This window comes from Pedobacter sp. Leaf41 (genome assembly GCF_001422545.1).
GTDB lineage: Bacteria > Bacteroidota > Bacteroidia > Sphingobacteriales > Sphingobacteriaceae > Pedobacter.
In genome coordinates this window covers 337,943-356,265 of sequence record NZ_LMLE01000009.1, presented here as the reverse complement: position 1 = coordinate 356,265, position 18,323 = coordinate 337,943, and the positions used below count along the sequence as shown (strand labels likewise).

The 18,323-nt window shown below is 39.8% G+C and carries 14 protein-coding genes; 9 read left to right on the top strand and 5 right to left on the bottom strand.

Features of this window, described 5'->3' with window-relative positions:
- Positions 1 to 80: 80 nt before the first annotated feature.
- The 9 genes from gmd (at position 81) to ASE92_RS16390 (ending at position 11,292) form a co-directional block, all read left to right on the top strand.
- Positions 81 to 1,208 (top strand): GDP-mannose 4,6-dehydratase, encoded by a 1,128-nt coding sequence (gene gmd / locus ASE92_RS16430; RefSeq protein ID WP_056851229.1) that lies wholly within the window; start codon positions 81 to 83, stop codon positions 1,206 to 1,208.
- Between the two features lie 98 nt (positions 1,209 to 1,306).
- The gene (locus tag ASE92_RS16425; RefSeq protein WP_056851228.1) at positions 1,307 to 2,239 is read left to right on the top strand and encodes a GDP-L-fucose synthase; all 933 of its coding nucleotides are present in this window, start codon (positions 1,307 to 1,309) and stop codon (positions 2,237 to 2,239) included.
- Positions 2,226 to 3,353 carry a mannose-1-phosphate guanylyltransferase gene (locus ASE92_RS16420; protein ID WP_082455092.1) on the top strand — a complete coding sequence of 376 codons (1,128 nt, stop codon included), beginning with the start codon at positions 2,226 to 2,228 and terminating at the stop codon, positions 3,351 to 3,353. Before ASE92_RS16425 ends, ASE92_RS16420 begins: the two co-directional genes overlap by 14 nt.
- A gap of 381 nt (positions 3,354 to 3,734) precedes the next feature.
- The gene (locus ASE92_RS16415) at positions 3,735 to 4,709 is read left to right on the top strand and encodes a glycosyltransferase family 4 protein (RefSeq protein WP_056851184.1); all 975 of its coding nucleotides are present in this window, start codon (positions 3,735 to 3,737) and stop codon (positions 4,707 to 4,709) included.
- 1 nt (position 4,710) lies between these two features.
- Positions 4,711 to 5,250, top strand: coding sequence for a transferase (locus ASE92_RS16410; protein WP_056851183.1), 540 nt, complete (start codon positions 4,711 to 4,713; stop codon positions 5,248 to 5,250).
- A 45-nt stretch (positions 5,251 to 5,295) separates the two neighbouring features.
- A complete protein-coding gene (locus ASE92_RS16405; protein ID WP_056851182.1) occupies positions 5,296 to 7,230 on the top strand; it encodes a nucleoside-diphosphate sugar epimerase/dehydratase in 1,935 nt (644 codons plus the stop codon).
- A gap of 11 nt (positions 7,231 to 7,241) precedes the next feature.
- Complete coding sequence (locus ASE92_RS16400; protein ID WP_056851181.1) at positions 7,242 to 7,892, top strand: hypothetical protein; 651 nt, start codon at positions 7,242 to 7,244, stop codon at positions 7,890 to 7,892.
- Complete coding sequence (locus ASE92_RS16395; RefSeq protein WP_056851180.1) at positions 7,889 to 9,574, top strand: capsule assembly Wzi family protein; 1,686 nt, start codon at positions 7,889 to 7,891, stop codon at positions 9,572 to 9,574. The genes ASE92_RS16400 and ASE92_RS16395 overlap by 4 nt, the downstream gene beginning before the upstream one ends.
- Before the next feature lie 11 nt (positions 9,575 to 9,585).
- Complete coding sequence (locus ASE92_RS16390) at positions 9,586 to 11,292, top strand: capsule assembly Wzi family protein (RefSeq protein ID WP_056851179.1); 1,707 nt, start codon at positions 9,586 to 9,588, stop codon at positions 11,290 to 11,292.
- 131 nt (positions 11,293 to 11,423) lie between these two features.
- Here ASE92_RS16390 and ASE92_RS16385 read toward each other — a convergent pair whose 3' ends face one another.
- From ASE92_RS16385 to ASE92_RS16365, 5 genes are all read right to left on the bottom strand, one after another.
- Positions 11,424 to 12,518 carry a hypothetical protein gene (locus ASE92_RS16385; RefSeq protein ID WP_056851178.1) on the bottom strand — a complete coding sequence of 365 codons (1,095 nt, stop codon included), beginning with the start codon at positions 12,516 to 12,518 and terminating at the stop codon, positions 11,424 to 11,426.
- Positions 12,519 to 12,521: 3 nt separating this feature from the next.
- Complete coding sequence (locus ASE92_RS16380) at positions 12,522 to 14,837, bottom strand: SLBB domain-containing protein (RefSeq protein ID WP_162237769.1); 2,316 nt, start codon at positions 14,835 to 14,837, stop codon at positions 12,522 to 12,524.
- A gap of 184 nt (positions 14,838 to 15,021) precedes the next feature.
- Positions 15,022 to 16,128, bottom strand: a complete 1,107-nt coding sequence (locus ASE92_RS16375) for a DUF1972 domain-containing protein (protein WP_056851176.1) — start codon at positions 16,126 to 16,128, stop codon at positions 15,022 to 15,024.
- Positions 16,129 to 17,370 (bottom strand): glycosyltransferase family 4 protein, encoded by a 1,242-nt coding sequence (locus ASE92_RS16370; RefSeq protein ID WP_056851175.1) that lies wholly within the window; start codon positions 17,368 to 17,370, stop codon positions 16,129 to 16,131.
- Entirely contained in the window at positions 17,367 to 18,278 is a 912-nt protein-coding gene (locus ASE92_RS16365) for a class I SAM-dependent methyltransferase (RefSeq protein ID WP_235527382.1), read from the bottom strand. The genes ASE92_RS16370 and ASE92_RS16365 overlap by 4 nt, the downstream gene beginning before the upstream one ends.
- Positions 18,279 to 18,323 lie beyond the last annotated feature (45 nt).

The following is an 18,323-nucleotide window of genomic DNA, read 5'->3' as shown; positions in this document are numbered from 1 at the left end:
CTAAATATTTGTATCGAATAAGCTTAATAAATTTCGGTAATGATAAAATTTTATTGAGCTACTATAATTATAACATAAACATGAAAATAGCATTAATAACAGGAATAACGGGGCAGGATGGTGCCTACCTTGCAGATTTATTATTAAAAAAAGGATATGAGGTTCACGGGGTTAAACGTCGGAGTTCATTATTCAATACAGACCGGATCGATCACTTATACCAGGATCCACATGAAAGTAATGTGAAGTTTAAATTACATTATGGCGATTTAACTGATTCTACTAATCTGATTCGAATCGTGCAAGAAGTACAGCCAGATGAAATCTACAACTTAGGCGCCATGAGTCATGTAAAGGTTTCCTTCGATTCTCCGGAATATGTGGCCAATGTGGATGGTATTGGAACATTAAGAATACTGGAAGCCGTTAGAATTTTAGGTTTAGAAAAGAAGACGAGAATTTATCAGGCCTCTACTTCTGAACTGTATGGCGGAATGCCTGAAAATAAAAATGCTCAAGGTTTCTATGATGAAAATTCACCATTTTATCCACGTTCTCCATACGGAGTAGCTAAGATCTATGGCTTCTGGATTACTAAAAACTATCGTGAGGCTTACAATATGTTTGCCTGTAATGGTATTTTATTTAACCATGAAAGTCCGTTAAGAGGTGAAACCTTTGTTACGCGTAAAATTACCAGAGCTACTGCTAAAATTGCCTTAGGTTTGCAGGATAAATTATTCTTAGGGAATCTAGATGCGCTCCGCGATTGGGGACATGCGAAAGATTATGTAGAGGCGATGTGGTTGATTTTACAACAGGATGTTCCTGAAGATTATGTGATTGCTACAGGTGTGACCACCTCAGTAAGGGATTTCGTGAAAATGTCTTTCCAGCAGGTTGGGATAGAGCTGGAATTTAAAGGGACGGGTGTGGAAGAAAGAGCTTATGTGGTTTCTTGCGCTATTGAAGATTATCAACTTGAAATAGGTAAAGAGGTTGTGGCTGTCGATCCTTCGTATTTTAGACCAACGGAAGTTGATTTATTGATCGGTGATCCAACGAAATCAAAAACCAAGCTGGGTTGGAAGCCACAATATGATTTAGCAGGGCTGGTGGAAGACATGATGGCTGCTGATGTCACTCATTTCAAAAAAGAACTGATGCTGAAGGCAGCAGGCTATAGTGTTAAAAACCAATTTGAGTAAGAATTCTACAAAGGGAGATTGCTTTTCCAAGAAATCGGGACGTGCTGTCATTCTTCTCCGATGAATCGGAGCACGCTCTGGCAATGAAGAATAAAAGAATGAATAAAACAGATAAAATTTATATTGCCGGCCACCGCGGGATGGTGGGTTCTGCTATTGAAAGGAATTTGGAAGCAGCAGGTTTCAATAATATTATCACTCGAACTTCTAAAGAATTGGATTTAAGGGATGCGGCTGCAGTAGCAGATTTCTTCAAAGCTGAAAAACCAGATTATGTGTTTTTGGCGGCCGCAAAGGTGGGTGGTATTGTGGCCAATAATACCTACCGGGCAGATTTTTTATATGAAAACCTGATGATCCAAAATAATGTGATTCATCAGGCCTACCTTAACAATGTCTCTAAATTGATGTTTTTAGGTTCATCCTGTATTTATCCGAAGATGGCACCCCAGCCATTGAAAGAAGAATACTTGTTAACTGGCGAGCTTGAACCTACCAATGAGCCTTATGCCATTGCGAAGATCGCGGGCATCAAAATGTGCGATGCCTATCGTGACCAATATGGTTGTAATTTTGTTTCTGTAATGCCGACCAATCTTTACGGCCCAAATGACAATTATGATTTAAACAATTCACATGTATTGCCTGCAATGTTACGTAAGTTTATTGTGGCTAAGCAAAACAAAGATCAAAGTGTAACCATCTGGGGTACAGGAACACCGAAACGGGAGTTTTTACACGCCGACGATTTAGCCGAAGCCTGTGTTTATTTAATGAATAACTATAATGAGCCTGGCTTGGTGAATATTGGTGTGGGTGAAGACGTATCAATCCTGGATTTAGCTAGGTTGGTAAAGGAGATAGTGGGATTTGAGGGGGAGATTCTAACCGACACAACCAAACCAGATGGTACGCCAAGGAAATTGATGGACGTAACTAAGCTTAATGCAATGGGCTGGAAAGCCAGTACCTCATTAAAGGAAGGCATACAAAAAGTATATAACGAAGTAAAAAATAATGACTGGCAATAATAATACCCATATTCTGATTATGGCCGGCGGTGTCGGTTCACGCTTTTGGCCCAAAAGCCGAAATCATTTTCCCAAACAATTCATCGATATTTTAGGATTAGGCAAATCCTTGTTGCAGTTAACCTACGAAAGGTTTTTAAATATTTGCCCGAATGAGCAGATTTATATTTTAACCAATGCAGATTATGCGGGATTAGTAAAGGAACAATTGCCAACTATTTTAGAGCAAAACATTTTATTAGAACCAAGTCGTAACAATACAGCGCCCTGCATTGCCTACGCCAGTTACAAAATCTCAAAAAGCAATCCTCAGGCCAATATATTGGTGGCACCTTCGGATCATTTGATTTTGAAAGAAGATGTGTTTTTGCAGAAGGTAGCGCAAGGCTTAGATTATGCGGCCAGTAATGAAGCATTGATTACTTTGGGGATTAGCCCTACACGGCCGGATACGGGTTATGGGTATATTAAGTACGAGAAGGAGCAAGGAGCAAGGAGCAAGGAGCAAGGAATAAAGAGCAATGAGCAAGGAGAAGAGGTGAAAAAGGTAACTGCATTTATGGAGAAGCCTTCTTTAGATAAAGCAATAAACTATATTGAAAGTGGCGATTACGTTTGGAATGCAGGGATTTTTATCTGGTCAGCGAAAGCCATTAAAAATGCGTTTGCCAATTATGCTCCAGAAATAGCAACTTTATTTGAAGCAGGTGATGACTATTATAATACAGCGGAAGAACGCCATTTTATCCTGGAGCATTATCCTTCAGCTCCCAATATCTCCATTGACTATGCCATTATGGAAAAGGCAGACAATGTTTACACGATCCCGGCCGATATTGGCTGGTCGGATTTAGGTACATGGGCATCTTTACATGGCGTGGCCGAAAAAGATCAAAATAACAATGCCATTAGTTGTGCCCAAATAAATCTTACCGCCACGGAAGATTGTTTAATTCAGTTACCTACTGGCAAAGCTGCAGTAATTAAGGGATTAACGAATTTTATTGTAGTTGATGACGGTAAGGTTTTGTTGATCTATCCAAAATCTGATGAACAAGAAATTAAACAAGTAGCTGGACAAATGGTGGCTGATTTTGGAAATGATTTTAGGTAAATGTGCTGTTTTATTTTTTTTGAGAGGTGATCATGCAATTCTATTTAATATAGAGTGATTGTGATTTAATAAAAACAAATTACAGTATACTAAGGCAAGTTTTGTACAACATGATGAGATTTCTCTCGCAATGCTCGTTCGAAAAGACGGTAATGATGGGTTTAACTAGTAGGGTAGCCAGTATCCTTTCTTTCCCTCTCTTCAAGGAGGGCGATTGTTGCTAGTTTAGTACAAGCACTCACTTTGATAGGGTTAAGGTTATCCCTAATTTGCATAAATCTCCTCGCTATACGACAGATCTGAAATCGGTGAAGGTGAGTTCGAAAACACATTATGAAGTAGGCTTATGTGTAATAATTATTATCTTCGCCATTATAAATTATGACTACATATCTACCTGCTTTAATTATATTGGTTGCCTTATTAGCACTGGAGCTTGGCTATTTCCAAATCGCCGATCGATTCAACATCATCGATAAACCCAATCACCGCAGTTCACATACTTCGGTCACCATTCGTGGAGGTGGGATTATTTTTAGTCTGGCAGCGATGATTTCTTTTTTCTGCTTCGGTTTTGCGTTTCCTTATTTCATGCTTGGACTGGTGCTGATTAGTTTAATCAGTTTCCTCGATGATATCTTTACGCTAAACAACAAAGTGAGGCTCAGCATTCATTTAATTGCGGTATTGCTCATGTTTTATCAGTGGGGTCTTTTCGGGCTGGCCTGGTATTGGATTCCATTTGCCCTGATCTTTGTGATTGGGACGATTAATGCCTATAATTTTATGGATGGCATCAATGGCATTACCGGTGGTTATAGTTTAATGGCTGTTGCTACCCTATATTACATCAATGAAAAAGTCATCAGTTTTACTTCTTCGAATCTGTTAATCACCATTGCGCTATCCTTATTGGTGTTCAATTTTTTTAATTTCAGGAAGAAAGCCAAATGTTTTGCCGGAGATGTGGGCAGTGTGAGCATTGCTTTTATTATTGTCTTCCTGATTGGCCAATTAATTATTCAAACGGAAAACTTCAACTACATTTTATTGCTGTTATTTTATGGCTTAGATGCGGTGAGCACCATCGCCTTCAGGCTGATTAGAAAAGAAAACATATTTGAGGCCCATCGCAGTCACTTTTATCAATATTTAGCCAATCAACTCAAATGGAATCACTTAATCGTTTCTGGCCTATATATGTTGATTCAACTACTTATCAATCTACTTCTTATCTTTTTGGTCGGTAACCACCTATGGTCGGCACTGTTATTGCTTGGTGCTTCCGGGTTTCTATTTCTCACTGTTCGATTTGCAACAGAGGGAAAAGAAAGATTGTTTCATTTGAAGTCGTAATATGAATAAATGGGTAATTTATGGTGGAGGCGGTCATGCGAGGGTGATTGCAGACACAATTAAATTAAATCAAGACCAGGTAGCTAATTTTTTTGATGATAACCAGGATTTAAAACAACTGGCTGGAAGGCCAGTAACAGCTTATCATGAAAACCATGCCCCAGAAGCCAAAATGATTATTGGGATCGGGAATAATAAGATTAGAAAAGCGATTTCACAATATATCGTACACGAATTTGGTGTATTGATTCATCCTGATGCGACGGTTTCCGATGATGTTTTGGTTGGAGAAGGAACGGTGATTTTGGCGGGTGCGGTAATACAATCTGGTGCTATAATTGGAAAACATGTGGTCATCAATGCCAATGTAACGATAGATCATGATGGCATTATTGGTGATTTTTGCAGCATCTACCCAAACAGTTATATCGGTGGAGCAGCAAAGATTGGTGCAGGGGTAACGGTTGAAGCTTGTACGTCCATTCCTCGTTTGGCCACTATAGCCTCCGTTTTCGACATTATGGAGCCGGATTTATTCTAGCTGATTTAAAATCTCTATCTTTACTAAAATTTATCCTATTGTATTTTGTTTACTCAATTTAATATCGTCCCACGATGGGTCATTTTCGTACTGGATCTGATCATCACCTCTTGTTCCTTGGTATTTGCCTATACCTTGAAACATAATTTAGACCTTACTGCTGTTGAAATTCCGGAACTGGCCAGGAATCTTCTTGTAATGGGAATGATTACTGTGGCTGTTTTCTTTCATATTAAAACTTTTACCGGCATCATCAGGTATACCAGTGCGCAGGATTCCTTTCGGATTCTCATTTCTGTGGTGATTGCCAACGGTACTTTCTTTGTGATGAACCTGATCGGGATTACATTTTTTAATTATCCGCTCATCTCCACAACGATTCTAATTACCAATGGCTTAACCAGCTTTTTGTTGCTGATGACCTATCGGGTATTGATCAAATACTTTTTTCTTTACATCAAAAATTTAAGTCTGGATAAAAAGAAAGTAATTATATATGGAGCAGGCGAAGCCGGTTTAGCCACGAAACGGACTTTTGATCATGATGGGAGTGTTAATAAAACGATAGTAGCTTTTGTGGATGATGATGTACGCAAGGTGGGCAAGACTATTGATGGGGTAAAGATTTTAGATGCCGCAACATTGCCACAACTGGTGGATAAACATGAACTGGATGAAATCATCTTTGCTTCTTATACCATTCCGATCGAAAAAAAGGACGCGATTGTAGACATTTGCCTGGAGAACGATATTAAGGTGCTCAATATTCCTCCATTGGATGTGTGGATGAATGGTCAGCTGAAACCTGCACAGATCCAAAAGCTGAATATTGAAGATTTATTAAACCGGAAATCCATTAAGATTGATATTGAAGGCATCGGTCAGATGCTCAATAATAAACGTATTTTAATCACTGGCGCTGCAGGTTCCATTGGGAGCGAGATTGTACGCCAGCTTTCTAAATTTGATGTGGGCTTGATTATTCTTTGCGATCAATCCGAGACGGCTTTGCATGAGCTTTATTTAGAATTAGAAGAAACCAATAGCAGCAAAAACTTTCATGCTTTTGTAGGGGATGTTCGCGATGAGCAACGTATGGATAAGTTATTTGAAACTTACAAACCGCATTATGTTTATCACGCTGCCGCCTATAAACATGTGCCTTTAATGGAAGACAATCCGGCAGAAGCCATTAAGGCCAATGTGTTGGGTACCAAAACCATTGCCGATAAATCAGTGAAATACGGGGTGCAGAAATTTGTGATGATTTCTACGGATAAGGCGGTTAACCCCACCAATATTATGGGCGCATCTAAACGCATTGCCGAAATTTATGTGCAGTCGTTAAATAATTCCTTAAGCACAGATGGTTTCATCTTTAGTAATGGTTTACAGTATATAAACGGGCTAAATGTAAAACCCATAACCAAATTTATCACCACCCGTTTCGGAAATGTATTGGGTTCAAATGGTTCTGTAATCCCAAGATTTAGACAGCAGATCGAAAAAGGAGGTCCTTTAACGGTTACCCATCCGGAGATTACCCGGTATTTTATGACGATTCCGGAAGCCTGCCGTTTGGTATTGGAAGCAGGTTGCATGGGGAAAGGTGGAGAAATTTTTGTTTTCGATATGGGTAAATCGGTCAAGATTGTGGAACTGGCCAAAAAGATGATTCGCCTGGCAGGTTTAGAGCCCAATGTAGACGTGATGATCGAATACTCGGGTTTGAGGCCAGGAGAAAAACTCTACGAAGAATTACTCAATGATAATGAGAATACCTTGCCTACGCATCACGATCAGATTATGATTGGAAAGGTAAGGGAATATGTTTTCGAAGAGGTGGAACGCCAGATTTATGAGCTGATTAGTTCAGCCAAATCGGATAACGACAGGCAGGTGGTGATCAATATGAAAAAACTGGTACCGGAGTTTAAGAGTAAAAATTCAATTTTTGAAGAATTGGATCAATTGCCTTAAACCTGAATAATATGATGAAAAATACGATTTTACTGGCCGTTATGGTTTTTTTTTTAGCCTCCTGTGCTAAAGAAGTTAAAAATGAACAAGAGGTTTATTTTAACGATTTTGAAGGCCAGAGCACAAAGGGGATCTCAAATGCCCTTGCCGAAAAGTACAACGGATCAACGGTTTTAGGCCGTTATAATTCATCCGGTTTCGATTTAACTTTGAATGACCTTCCCGCTCATAAACTGGTAGAAATCTCTTTCGATTTATACATCCATGATAGCTGGGATGGCAATAAAACCAGCAAAGGTATTGATGGACCCGACATTTGGAAAATGATTGTGGATGGTAATCTTTATATCAATACCACATTTTCAAATGAAGATTGCGACAATAGCGGCTTCTGTCCGCCTCAATCTTATCCGAGTGATTACCCCAATGCTTATCATAATCCTAAAAGCGGAGCGAGCAATGTCAATCTACCTGGTGTATGTAATCTGGCCGGCAAAATAGGTGGTACCACGCTTTATAAAATCACGAAGGTAATTGAACATCAGCAAGCTAATTTGTTGATGCAATGCCGGGATCAACTCACTCAAACCAATGCGCCCGATCCAAAATGTGATGAAAGCTGGTCTATCGATAATCTGAAAGTGAAAGTAATTAATTTATGAGAAAGCCGATTCAACTCATTATAGCCTTGCTGTGTTTGGGCAATCTAGCGTATAGCCAAAGCCTTCCGGTAGGGAGTCAGGCCCTTGAAGATTATTATCGCAGGGCGCAGCTGGCCGGGAAATTAGATTCGACCGTATCTTTTACGATCCGACCACTTATACCGTCTGCTGCTTTTAAAATAAAAGATTTTGCTTATCCTGATTCCCTCGAACAACGTTATAATCTTTTGGATGCGGATCATTCAGGCGTTTCAAAGAATGGAAAGCTAAAGTGGCAGTTATTGCCGATGAGTATTCAGTTGCAAGCCAATTCACATCATCCTTACGGCTGGAACGATGGAGCGATGATTCCTGCGAAGGGATTACAGTCTTTGCTTTCGGCAGGAATATATGCCGAATACGGTATCCTCAGTGTGCAGTTTAAGCCAGAGGTTATACTCGCGGCCAACAGCAGCTTCGATACTTTTAATAAAGACCATTTTGATGTGATTACTGCCCGTTACTATGATTTTTACAATAACATCGATTTACCCGCCCGGTTCGGAAAATCGGGTGTTACCAAGGCGTATTGGGGGCAAAGCAGTATTCGATTAAATTATAAAGCTTTGTCTTTTGGTTTATCTACAGAAAATTTGTGGTGGGGCCCTGGATTACGCAATTCGCTATTAATGAGCAATACCGCCCCTGGTTTTAAACACCTTACTTTAAATACACGTAAGCCAGTTTCAACTCCTATAGGTTCTTTTGAAGGGCAGATTATTGCAGGTCGTTTAGAGGGTTCTGGTTATGGTGTACTGGAACCGGAACGCGAATATTTTGGTCAGCCGCTTTATGTGGAAAAACCGAACAATTGGCGCTACCTCAGTGGTTTGGCGATTACCTGGCAACCTAAATGGGTACCTGGCTTATTTTTGGGTTTAACCCGAAGTGCGCAGACTTACAGCAATGGATTAAATAAATTTGGAGATTACCTGCCCTTTTTCTCGTCGAAAAAGCAGGAAGCCGCTGCCGAGGCGATTAATAAACGCGATCAACGGAATTCTTATTTTATGCGTTGGTTGTGGCCAGAAGAAAAGGCTGAAGTCTATTTCGAGTATGGAAGGAACAACTATTCGGGCAGTAGCGGTGATCTGGCTTTGGAACCGAACGTTTCCCGTGCTTATATATTTGGACTCAGGAAATTATTTCCTTTCGGATCCAGAAAAGAAGAGCAACTGATGCTGAGTGCTGAAGTGACGCAATTACAGGAAACCGACATCGCTAAGGTGTTAAATTTAGAAAGTTGGTACAGCAGCAAAAGTGTGCGCCACGGCTACACCAACAGAGGGGAAGTTTTAGGTGCTGGGATTGGACCTGGGGCAAACATTCAATCCTTGGAAGTGAGCTGGGTAAAAGGATTGAAAAGACTTGGAATCAACTTTGAACGGCTGGTGCATAATAATGATTTCTATTATTATGCTTATGTAGATTCGAAAGATTACCGGAGGCATTGGGTTGACTTAAGTGTTGCGGCCAGCGGAGAATGGAATTACAAAAATTTTATTTTTAATGCGAAGCTTCAAGGCATCCAGTCTTTGAATTATCAGTGGTATTTGATACAGGCCCCCGGCGAATTATACATGACGCCAGGAAAGGATGCTTTTAATTTGCAGGTGCAAGCCGGCCTTACCTACCGTTTTTAATTTTGATAATCATGAAGAAGATTTTTAGCATAGGCTTGCTCGCTTTGGTATTGACTTACAGTTTCAATCTGAAGGCACAAACGGTACCCGTTGGAACTACAATAGAAGATTATTACCGCCGCTTGCAGCTGTTGGGTCAACTGGATTCTTCAATTTCTTTTACCAACAGGCCCATTACTACTGAAGCGATTAAGAAAGATAATATTTTTGATCCGGAAGAACAATTGCTTAGGGAGGGCTGGCTGAAAAAATCAGGACCCGTTCATTTTGCTAAGGGTAAAGGAACATTTCAGATTTTGCCTTTCAGCTGGCAGCAACAATTCAATTCTCACCATCCTTTCGGTTGGAATGACGGACCGATGATTCCAGCGAAAGGCTATCAAACTTTAGTTTCCGGAGGTTTTTTTGCCAAAATAGGACCATTGAGTATTCAATTGAAACCAGAATATGTTTTTGCTCAAAACGCAAAGTTTGAAAGTTATGGCGAAAACCGCAATGATACAGAGCTAGGCGCATATTACGGAGGAAACAACAACTACATTGATAACCCAGAGCGATACGGCAATAGTTCTTATTCCAAATTGGGATGGGGGCAGAGTAGCATTCGTTTAACAGTAGGTCCGGCTTCAGTAGGTTTATCCAATGAAAACATTTGGTGGGGCCCAGGCTTGAGAAATAGTTTAATGATGAGCAATAACGCTTCTGGTTTCAAACATGTTACGTTAAATACAGTAAGGCCAGTTAAGACTTATATTGGTTCATTCGAAGGTCAGATTATAGGAGGGCGATTGGAGTCTTCGGGATTCAGTCCTTTGGAGAATACCACATTATCAAGCGGAACAGTTGTATATGATAAGCCCCGTGAAGATTGGCGTTATTTAGCGGGATTGAACATCAGTTACCAACCAAAATGGGTTCCAGGTCTATTTCTAGGATTTACCCGAACTTTCATGTCTTATGGAAGTGACTTGAACGAGTTGGCCGATTATGTCCCGTTTTTTATTCCTTTTCAAAAAACCAAAATAGGAGAAGGCGCTGGTGATGACGGTAATGCCCGTGATCAGCGAACTTCTCTTTATGGCAGATGGCTTTTTCCAAAGGCACATGCAGAAGTTTATTTTGAGTATGGCTTGAATGATAATTCTTATGATTTCAGAGACTTTATAGGTTCGCCCGATCACTCCAGGGCTTATCTTTTTGGCATCAAGAAAATGGTTCCATTAAAGAAGCATGAAGGAGAGTTTATCCAATTTAATGCAGAGATTACGCAGATGTCTCAAACCATTGATGGAACTTTGCTAAGATATGCAGGAGGTTTCTACTATCATGGAGAGGTCCGTCAAGGCTATACCAATAATGGAGAAGTCTTAGGTGCTGGATCTGGCACAGGCGGAAATCTGCAATCCTTCGAGCTAAGTTGGGTTAAAGGTTTCAAGAAGCTTGGTTTATCTTTTGATCGTTTGGAACACAACCGCGATTTTTATGACAATGCTGGTTTTGCAGCCGCCAAAGGTGGTAGCAGAAGCTGGGTCGATTTTGCTTTCGCTGCAGTTGGTGAATGGAATTACAAAAACCTATTGTTTAATGCCAAGCTCCAAGGCATAAAATCTTTAAATTACCAGTGGAGGCAAAAGGATTTTACGGAGAGCCAATATTATATTCCGCATAATACTGTCTATAACTTTCAAGGGCAGTTAGGGGTTACTTATCGGTTTTAGATTTGTAAATCCACATGTGAAGCGGCTGTAGCTGGAAAGCTCTACTTGTCATCCTGAGCTTGTCTAATCACCTATTCAAATACGCTTTGAGGTGTTTCGACAGGTTCGGTGCCGATAGGTGGCTGGGGGTGCTATTGAGCCTCTAACTCAGGTTTCTTGTTTATTAACAAAATTAAACAAAACAGGGCGCCAATCACAAGGCCGCCTATGGCGATTCCGCTAGCGTACCTCATCCGGTTTTTCTTTAATGGCAGTTCAGGTTCATCTACTATTTGGAAAGTTGGCGTTTCCTGCATCAGCATAGACCTGCTTACTTCCAGGTTTTTAATAATTTCAGAATAGATGGTTTGAAGCACTCTTTTATCGCGTTCCTGAAGCTCAGCCCCTACACCTAAGGTTGCAAACGCCGGGTTTGCATCCAGCATAATCGCATTGGCACCAGCAGCTGCATAGGTTTTTCTATTGAGCAATCTTCCGATACTATCAGCACGGCTTTGAAACCTGTTTACATTAGTCCGTAACCGCTTGGTTTTTGTTTCAATGTAAAACCTGGTCGCCTCATCAATGAGTCTGGTACAAATTAAACTGGCCAGTTCTTCATTTTTAAGTGTTGCTGTAAGTGCAAAGAAACCAAGTTTTTTATCCGGTTTGCTAACAGAAAGTTCTTTTTCAGCAAGTTTTCTGATCATCTCATGCAGCAAACTATCTTGTAACCGGCTGTAATTCCTGGTGTCTGGAGGAAACATGATCGTTTCCTTTTTTACGTTGGTTTTTAAATCTTTCCAATCTGCCTTAAGTTTATAGGCATCTGCATATTTATCGGCCAAAGTATATTTACCTCCACTATCCAAAGGTGTCAGAAGCGTTTGTTTCAGCATTTTTTGGCTGGTGAGCAGCTGAAGCACATTATCTCCTGCAAGTACCCCACTGGTTCCACCAGTTAATCCGCCAATATCAAAGCCCATCTGGCCAGCAAGTGAAGACAGCAATCCACCACCACCCGATTTACCCTCTTCTACAACAAAGGTAAGCTTTGCCGTATAGGTAACTGGCCAAAGGTAAGCCATAACCGCACCTAAGGCACCACCAATTAATCCTATTATCAGAATCCGGATTTTGAACTTCCAAAGGTAATTAAGGTCTTTTTTACGGGCGCTGATCATTTTTGCGAAAGAAAAATCTTCCTCAACCGTAATGTATCTTTTATCGTTTTCAGCAACTGACATAATTTATTTAAATAAGATGGCAATTAAACTTACGATGCCAGTTAATGCAGACGCGATAGTGGTAATCTCTGCGAAGCCCAGTTTGTTTTTGCCATTCTTTTCTGGAATAATGATTTGGCTACCCGCTGTTACTTTTGGATAGTTTTTAATAAACAGGAAGCTCTTTACCGGAGCGTTTATGCCATTAGGATATTTAATATAGGCGCCTTTTAACCTTGCACTCTCGGTAATACCCCCTGCGGCATCAACATAATATTTGAAATTTGAATTTGCATATCTCAATAGTTGTGGGTTATTTACTGCACCATTCACTTCTACAAAAGGTTGGTTTTTGGGAATGAAAAGACTATCTCCAGGCATTAAAATGGTCGCATCTTTGGCCTGTCTTTTTCTTTTTCCTGTTAAATCCATATCTACCCGTACGCCATTTCGGTAAACCTGAGTGTTTTCAAGCGAGCCCATTGGGGTAATCCCACCGGCACGTTTAATAAATTCCATTCCTGTTTCATCTCTTCTTTGCTGCGCATAATCGCCCGGAAATAGTACTTCTCCTTGTACCTTTACATTGCCAATAGAACGATAGTTGACCAAGCGGGGCACATAGATATAATCAAGAGGTTCTAAGAGGAAATTTCCCTCAGAAGTACTCAGTGCCGAATCCAGATTCAGCGTAATGATATTAACCAGCTTATTGGATAAAGTATCGGTCAGATCTTTTACTAATCTGGATATTTCAATTCTATGATTTGCTGCATCATTCTGGAATCCTTTAGCCATGCTTACCACATCTGCAACGCTCATCCCTTTTCTATACTGGAAGGTGCCCGGTGCCCGAACATAACCAGCGATGCTAATGGAGGTTTCATCTCTGAGATCTTTGGTGGAGGTGATAAATACCGAATCTTCTCTCATTAATGCAATATCCTGTGTCTTGCCAGATATTATATTTCCTAAATTAAAGGAAATCATTTCCTTTTCCAGGCTGGGTGTAATCCTTTTAATATAACCGTTTCCTAAGTTAGCATCATCCCGAAGGCCATCGGCTTTGGCAATTAATGATTTAAGGGTAACCCCTTGATTTAATTCAAATGTACCAGGTCTGTATACGGCTCCTTCTATCACCACGCGATTAGCAAAGCGTTCCAATATGGCCCCAAAATAGACTGAATCTGCGTTTTTTAAGGTATAGCGATCAAACATATCTGAAGAAATATCTTTAACGCTTCTTTCCTTTGTCCCAACTTGAGTAACCTTTGCTATTCCTTTATAAGCCAGATCTGCAAAACCTCCGGCATAAGTAATTAAATCGGCCAGCGTTTCTGCGTTTTTAAGCTCATAAGTGCCTGGCCTCTTTACTGCACCGTCTATGGCAACTCTGGTATCATATACCGGTATCCTGATTACATCCTGATCCCGCAGACTTACATTTTCGCTTTGAATTCCCTTTTGAAGAAAATTGTATAAGTCGACGGTTTGAATAACCCGGTTATTTCTAATCAATTCAATTTTACGCAATGAACCACGATAGGTAGGACCACCACTTTGGTATAAGGCATTAAAAAGTGTTGATAAAGATGAAACCGTATAGGTGCCTGGTGTGGCCACGTCGCCAATGATTGTCACCCTGATGCTTCTAACCGTTCCTAAATTGACAGTCAGTTTGGTTTGTCCCGATGATAGCGCTGGATAAGCCTTTGCCATTTTTGCTCTGATTTGACTCGTCGCTTGTTCAATACTTAAGCCATTCACATAAACTAAACCCGCATACGGAATTTTTACAGTTCCTTCGGGGCTCACTTTGGCATTGGTGGTACTTTCGTTTACTCCTGTTAGCAAAATAGCCAATTCATCATCTGGGCCTAAGACATAATTTTTAGGTGTTGCAATTCTAATATTAGGCTCAAACTTGATGTTGGGGTTGCTAAAAAATTCGTATCCATAGATCGGGCTGCTTTTCTTGATCGGCTTTGCTTCGGTGATTCTGGTGGTATCGCGGTTTTGATTTACCTGTGGCTTAGCCGCCGGGGTGCTGGTAGCGGCCGCCTTTGCTGTCTTCCCTCCGGAAGAGAGTCCGGCAAGTCGTTCTTTGTATTTGTCAACTTCAGCCGGATCCATGCCTCTTGCCACAAGTAATTTAATGGCATCGGCTTCAGATATTCCAGAAGCCTCAAATCTTTTTGATATCTCCAGAATTTGTGCATCTGATAACTGTTCAACCCTCACTTTACTCAGATTATCGACAGATATTTGTGCGAATAATGACGTAGTGGCCAATAACATAACCAATAGAAAAGCACAGTAGATAAATTTTAAGCGCATGAATTGAATTTTAATGGTAATATAGCTGCAAATATAAGTTAAAAACTGATGCATCGTTTATGATGAATAGGTTATTTCGCGGTAAAGACCGCTGTACAAAGCCGTTGATTTTATATCACTTATCAATATAGAGCAGTGGAATCAAAGGCCATAATCATGTTTAAAATTTGAAGGAGTAGGCAAACTATTTTTTAATCAACAGTTTCGCCATCTCGTTTTTATAGGCTTGAGTAATTTTTTCCCAATTGTATTTTTCTGTTAATCCTAAGCTCACCTTGTCTTTTAATTCCTGGATTTTTTCAGGTTCAGACTCCATTTTTTCGAGCATGCGACCCACTGAGTCAGCATTCTCCTCAAAGAAAAACCCATATTCACCGTTATTTAACATTTCACGGTTGAAAACAGTATCTAAGGCTAAAATGGCGCAATGGTTAGACATAGCTTTTAACATGGCCGGGTTTGTTCCCCCGTATTTGTGTCCGTGGATATAAGCAAAGGCATTTTGATAGAGTGCCATTAGTTCATCCTGGTCTTTAACATAGCCCAAAAATATGAGGCGTTCATTTTGAGTCGCCTTTAAATCAGAAGCGTATTTGTCATTATAAGGCACATCGCCTACAACAATCATTTTCTTTGTTGATTGAGATTCCAGGAAGCCTTTGATAATTAAATCAGCATTATTGTCTGGAACCAGGCGGCCTACGATAAGATAATAATCTTCTGCTTGAAGGCTGAAGCGATCGATTGAATTTAATGCAGCCTTTTTATAGTCGGGTGCGCCGTAAGCAATCACTGTAGAATCTTTGTTGAATTCCTCCAAATAGACTTGCCTCATTCCTTCGGCGTCGGTAATGATTTTGTCGTAAAGAACGGTAGCCGCTTTTGCTGCCCAGTAGAAGTATTTTGCACCCAGGCCCTGCCATTTTGGTCTTAACCATTCCAGGCCATCTACATTAATCATGGTTTTTTTTCCGGTAATCTTTGGAATCCAACCCATAGGGCCAGCAGCAAGATTGACTACAAGCAATACATCTGCTTTGCTGAAAGTTGCATGTATAATTGAAAAAAAGGAATGGATGATTTGGTTTAAGGATTTTTGCGGAAGCGTTGGAATATAATGAAGGTATATTCCATTTACTTGCTTCGGAAAGGTATTAAAAAGATTTTTTTGACAGTAAATATGCACTTCAACATCTTGCTTAACCAATCTTTCGCTTAACTCTTTTACAAAGGTTTCAAAGCCTCCATACACGTAAGGATAACCCCTAGACCCTATGATTGCAATTCTCATTTATATATCTTGTAATGCAGGAATTATTTTCAATAACCCTTCAAAATAATGCTGTTGGTTAAATAATTTCTCTGCATGTATTTTTGCATTATTCGCGAATTTAGTAATTAAAGCATCATTGTAGAACAATGTATTGATTTTATTTGCTAAATCTACTGCATTCGCGGGCTCAAACAGAAGCCCTGTTTCATTGTGAATTACGGTTTCAGGGATTGCACCAATTTTTGATCCAATTACAGGTTTACCTAATAACATGGCTTCGATGATGGTAAATCCCAAAACCTCATACCACTCCGAGGGGCAAACTAAAAAAGAAGATTTTTTAAGCAGAGCCCAAACCTCTTCTTTGCTTTTTTTACCGAGAAACTCAACATTTGTTAAGTTATTGTCTTGAGCAAATAGCGCCAGTTCATCTTCCTGAGTGCCGTATCCGATGATTTTTAAAATTATTTCTGGGTGAGATTTCATCGCATTTAACAGCGTATGTACACCCTTTATTTTTTCCAGCCTCCCCACATAAATAATATATTTTTGGGCTGTAGCATCAGATAGATTCAGGTTGATCACTTCTGAAAAATCATATCCATGATACAGATGGTGAAGCTTTTCTTTGAAGAAGTTAAACGACTTAAATTTTTCGTACGAAAATTTAGAAGGACAAATAAAATGATCTACATCTTTGTAATAGCCACGCAAATGATGTACATAATTCTCAACCGATGCGGCTATGCTGGGAAGTAAACTGTTTTTCTTACACTTTTTGAGAACAGCGTGATAGAATTTACCACCTTTGCAAGCTTCGCAAATTTGATCATTGCTTACAAACGTACTTTCAGGGCAAATCGGTGTGTAATCGTGTAGCGACCAAATGATCGGGATATTTCTTTTTTTTAAAGTTTTTAAGATGCTAGGCGTAAGGTAATGGTTGATCAGGTTAAGATGGGCAAGGCCAATATCTACCTGGTCAAGTAGCTTTTCCAGGCATTGTTGTGCCTCTTTTGAATAAATACTATTCGACACTATTTTAAAGCCTGCAGTCAGTTTTTTATCTGTGTTTAAGGCTTTATAATTAATATTGCTGATAAAATATTTTTGATAAACAGATGGAAAGTTGCGTTCATCCTGCATAGAAAAGGGGATAACCGTATGGCCATGATCTTCATAAATTTTGGTCATATTTTCTATGTACGTCCAATCCCCTCCGCTTGGAAACCAAGTCCAATTTGCAACTAAAATATTCATTTATCGGATTGCTTAACTGCATATAAACGAATAATGCCACCTTTATTAAACATCGCTGAAAATAATTCGAGCAGTATAGCAAAGGGTAGAACAAGCAAAAGGCTAACCATCAACAACATTGTTTTTTGTTGTTTCAAATCGGCAATCAGGAAACCTTTGTACCCAAACCAGCTAAAAATCGTTTGCACCATTCCAACAATTCCGAGGTGCAGCGAGAAATAGGAGGTAGCTATTATTTTGCAATTATTCTCCTCTACAAGTTCCTGGATCCTTTTTGGTTTGAAGTGACTTAAATGCCTCGGTACATCGAGATGCATCCATCTGTTTCCCGCCCATTTCGATTGCCAGCTATCAAAATTTGGAACTTCGATAACGAGTAAACCTTCATCCTTTAAATTCTCATTAATAAGATTGCTTAGAAAATTATTTGAAAGATGGATGTGCTCCAATACGTGAAACATGGTCAACACATCAAACTGTTTTCCAAAAACGGAACCAACTGTGTAGTATTCTGTGTTAATGTCGAGATCAAAATTTGTTTTTGCATAGGTCGCACGAGGCATAGAACTCTCAATACCTTTTACATTGAAGCCCTTTTGCTTGGCGAAGTGCAAAAATAGTCCCTTTCCTGAGCCGAAATCTAATAAGCTTGCCGGATGGCTATGGACATGCTGTTTTATTTTGTGGAGAACCAGATTGTATTCAGCTTTCTGAATTTTAAAGAAAATGCTTTCCCTGGTATCTCGCACCGTATAATCTTTCTCATCATAGTAAGAGGAGATATCAATTTCATGATCAAAATAGGTGTAATGATGAAGGCATTTGTCACATTCCCTGATCTCGTATTCTTCGCCTGAAATCGTTTTAACCTTAAATAAAATGGTATTTAACTGGGTTTTTTCGTTCAAACAAATGGGACAGGTAATGTTTATCATAATTTATCTCCAGCATAT

What these genes read in the sequence shown, in the direction of transcription:
- gmd (WP_056851229.1), top strand. Translation starts at nt 81, where the DNA reads ATGAAAATAGCATTAATAACAGGAATAACGGGGCAGGATGGTGCCTAC.
- ASE92_RS16425 (WP_056851228.1), top strand. Translation starts at nt 1,307, where the DNA reads ATGAATAAAACAGATAAAATTTATATTGCCGGCCACCGCGGGATGGTG.
- ASE92_RS16420 (WP_082455092.1), top strand. Translation starts at nt 2,226, where the DNA reads ATGACTGGCAATAATAATACCCATATTCTGATTATGGCCGGCGGTGTC.
- ASE92_RS16415 (WP_056851184.1), top strand. Translation starts at nt 3,735, where the DNA reads ATGACTACATATCTACCTGCTTTAATTATATTGGTTGCCTTATTAGCA.
- ASE92_RS16410 (WP_056851183.1), top strand. Translation starts at nt 4,711, where the DNA reads ATGAATAAATGGGTAATTTATGGTGGAGGCGGTCATGCGAGGGTGATT.
- ASE92_RS16400 (WP_056851181.1), top strand. Translation starts at nt 7,242, where the DNA reads ATGATGAAAAATACGATTTTACTGGCCGTTATGGTTTTTTTTTTAGCC.
- ASE92_RS16395 (WP_056851180.1), top strand. Translation starts at nt 7,889, where the DNA reads ATGAGAAAGCCGATTCAACTCATTATAGCCTTGCTGTGTTTGGGCAAT.
- ASE92_RS16390 (WP_056851179.1), top strand. Translation starts at nt 9,586, where the DNA reads ATGAAGAAGATTTTTAGCATAGGCTTGCTCGCTTTGGTATTGACTTAC.
- ASE92_RS16385 (WP_056851178.1), bottom strand. Translation starts at nt 12,518, where the DNA reads ATGTCAGTTGCTGAAAACGATAAAAGATACATTACGGTTGAGGAAGAT.
- ASE92_RS16380 (WP_162237769.1), bottom strand. Translation starts at nt 14,837, where the DNA reads ATGCGCTTAAAATTTATCTACTGTGCTTTTCTATTGGTTATGTTATTG.
- ASE92_RS16375 (WP_056851176.1), bottom strand. Translation starts at nt 16,128, where the DNA reads ATGAGAATTGCAATCATAGGGTCTAGGGGTTATCCTTACGTGTATGGA.
- ASE92_RS16370 (WP_056851175.1), bottom strand. Translation starts at nt 17,370, where the DNA reads ATGAATATTTTAGTTGCAAATTGGACTTGGTTTCCAAGCGGAGGGGAT.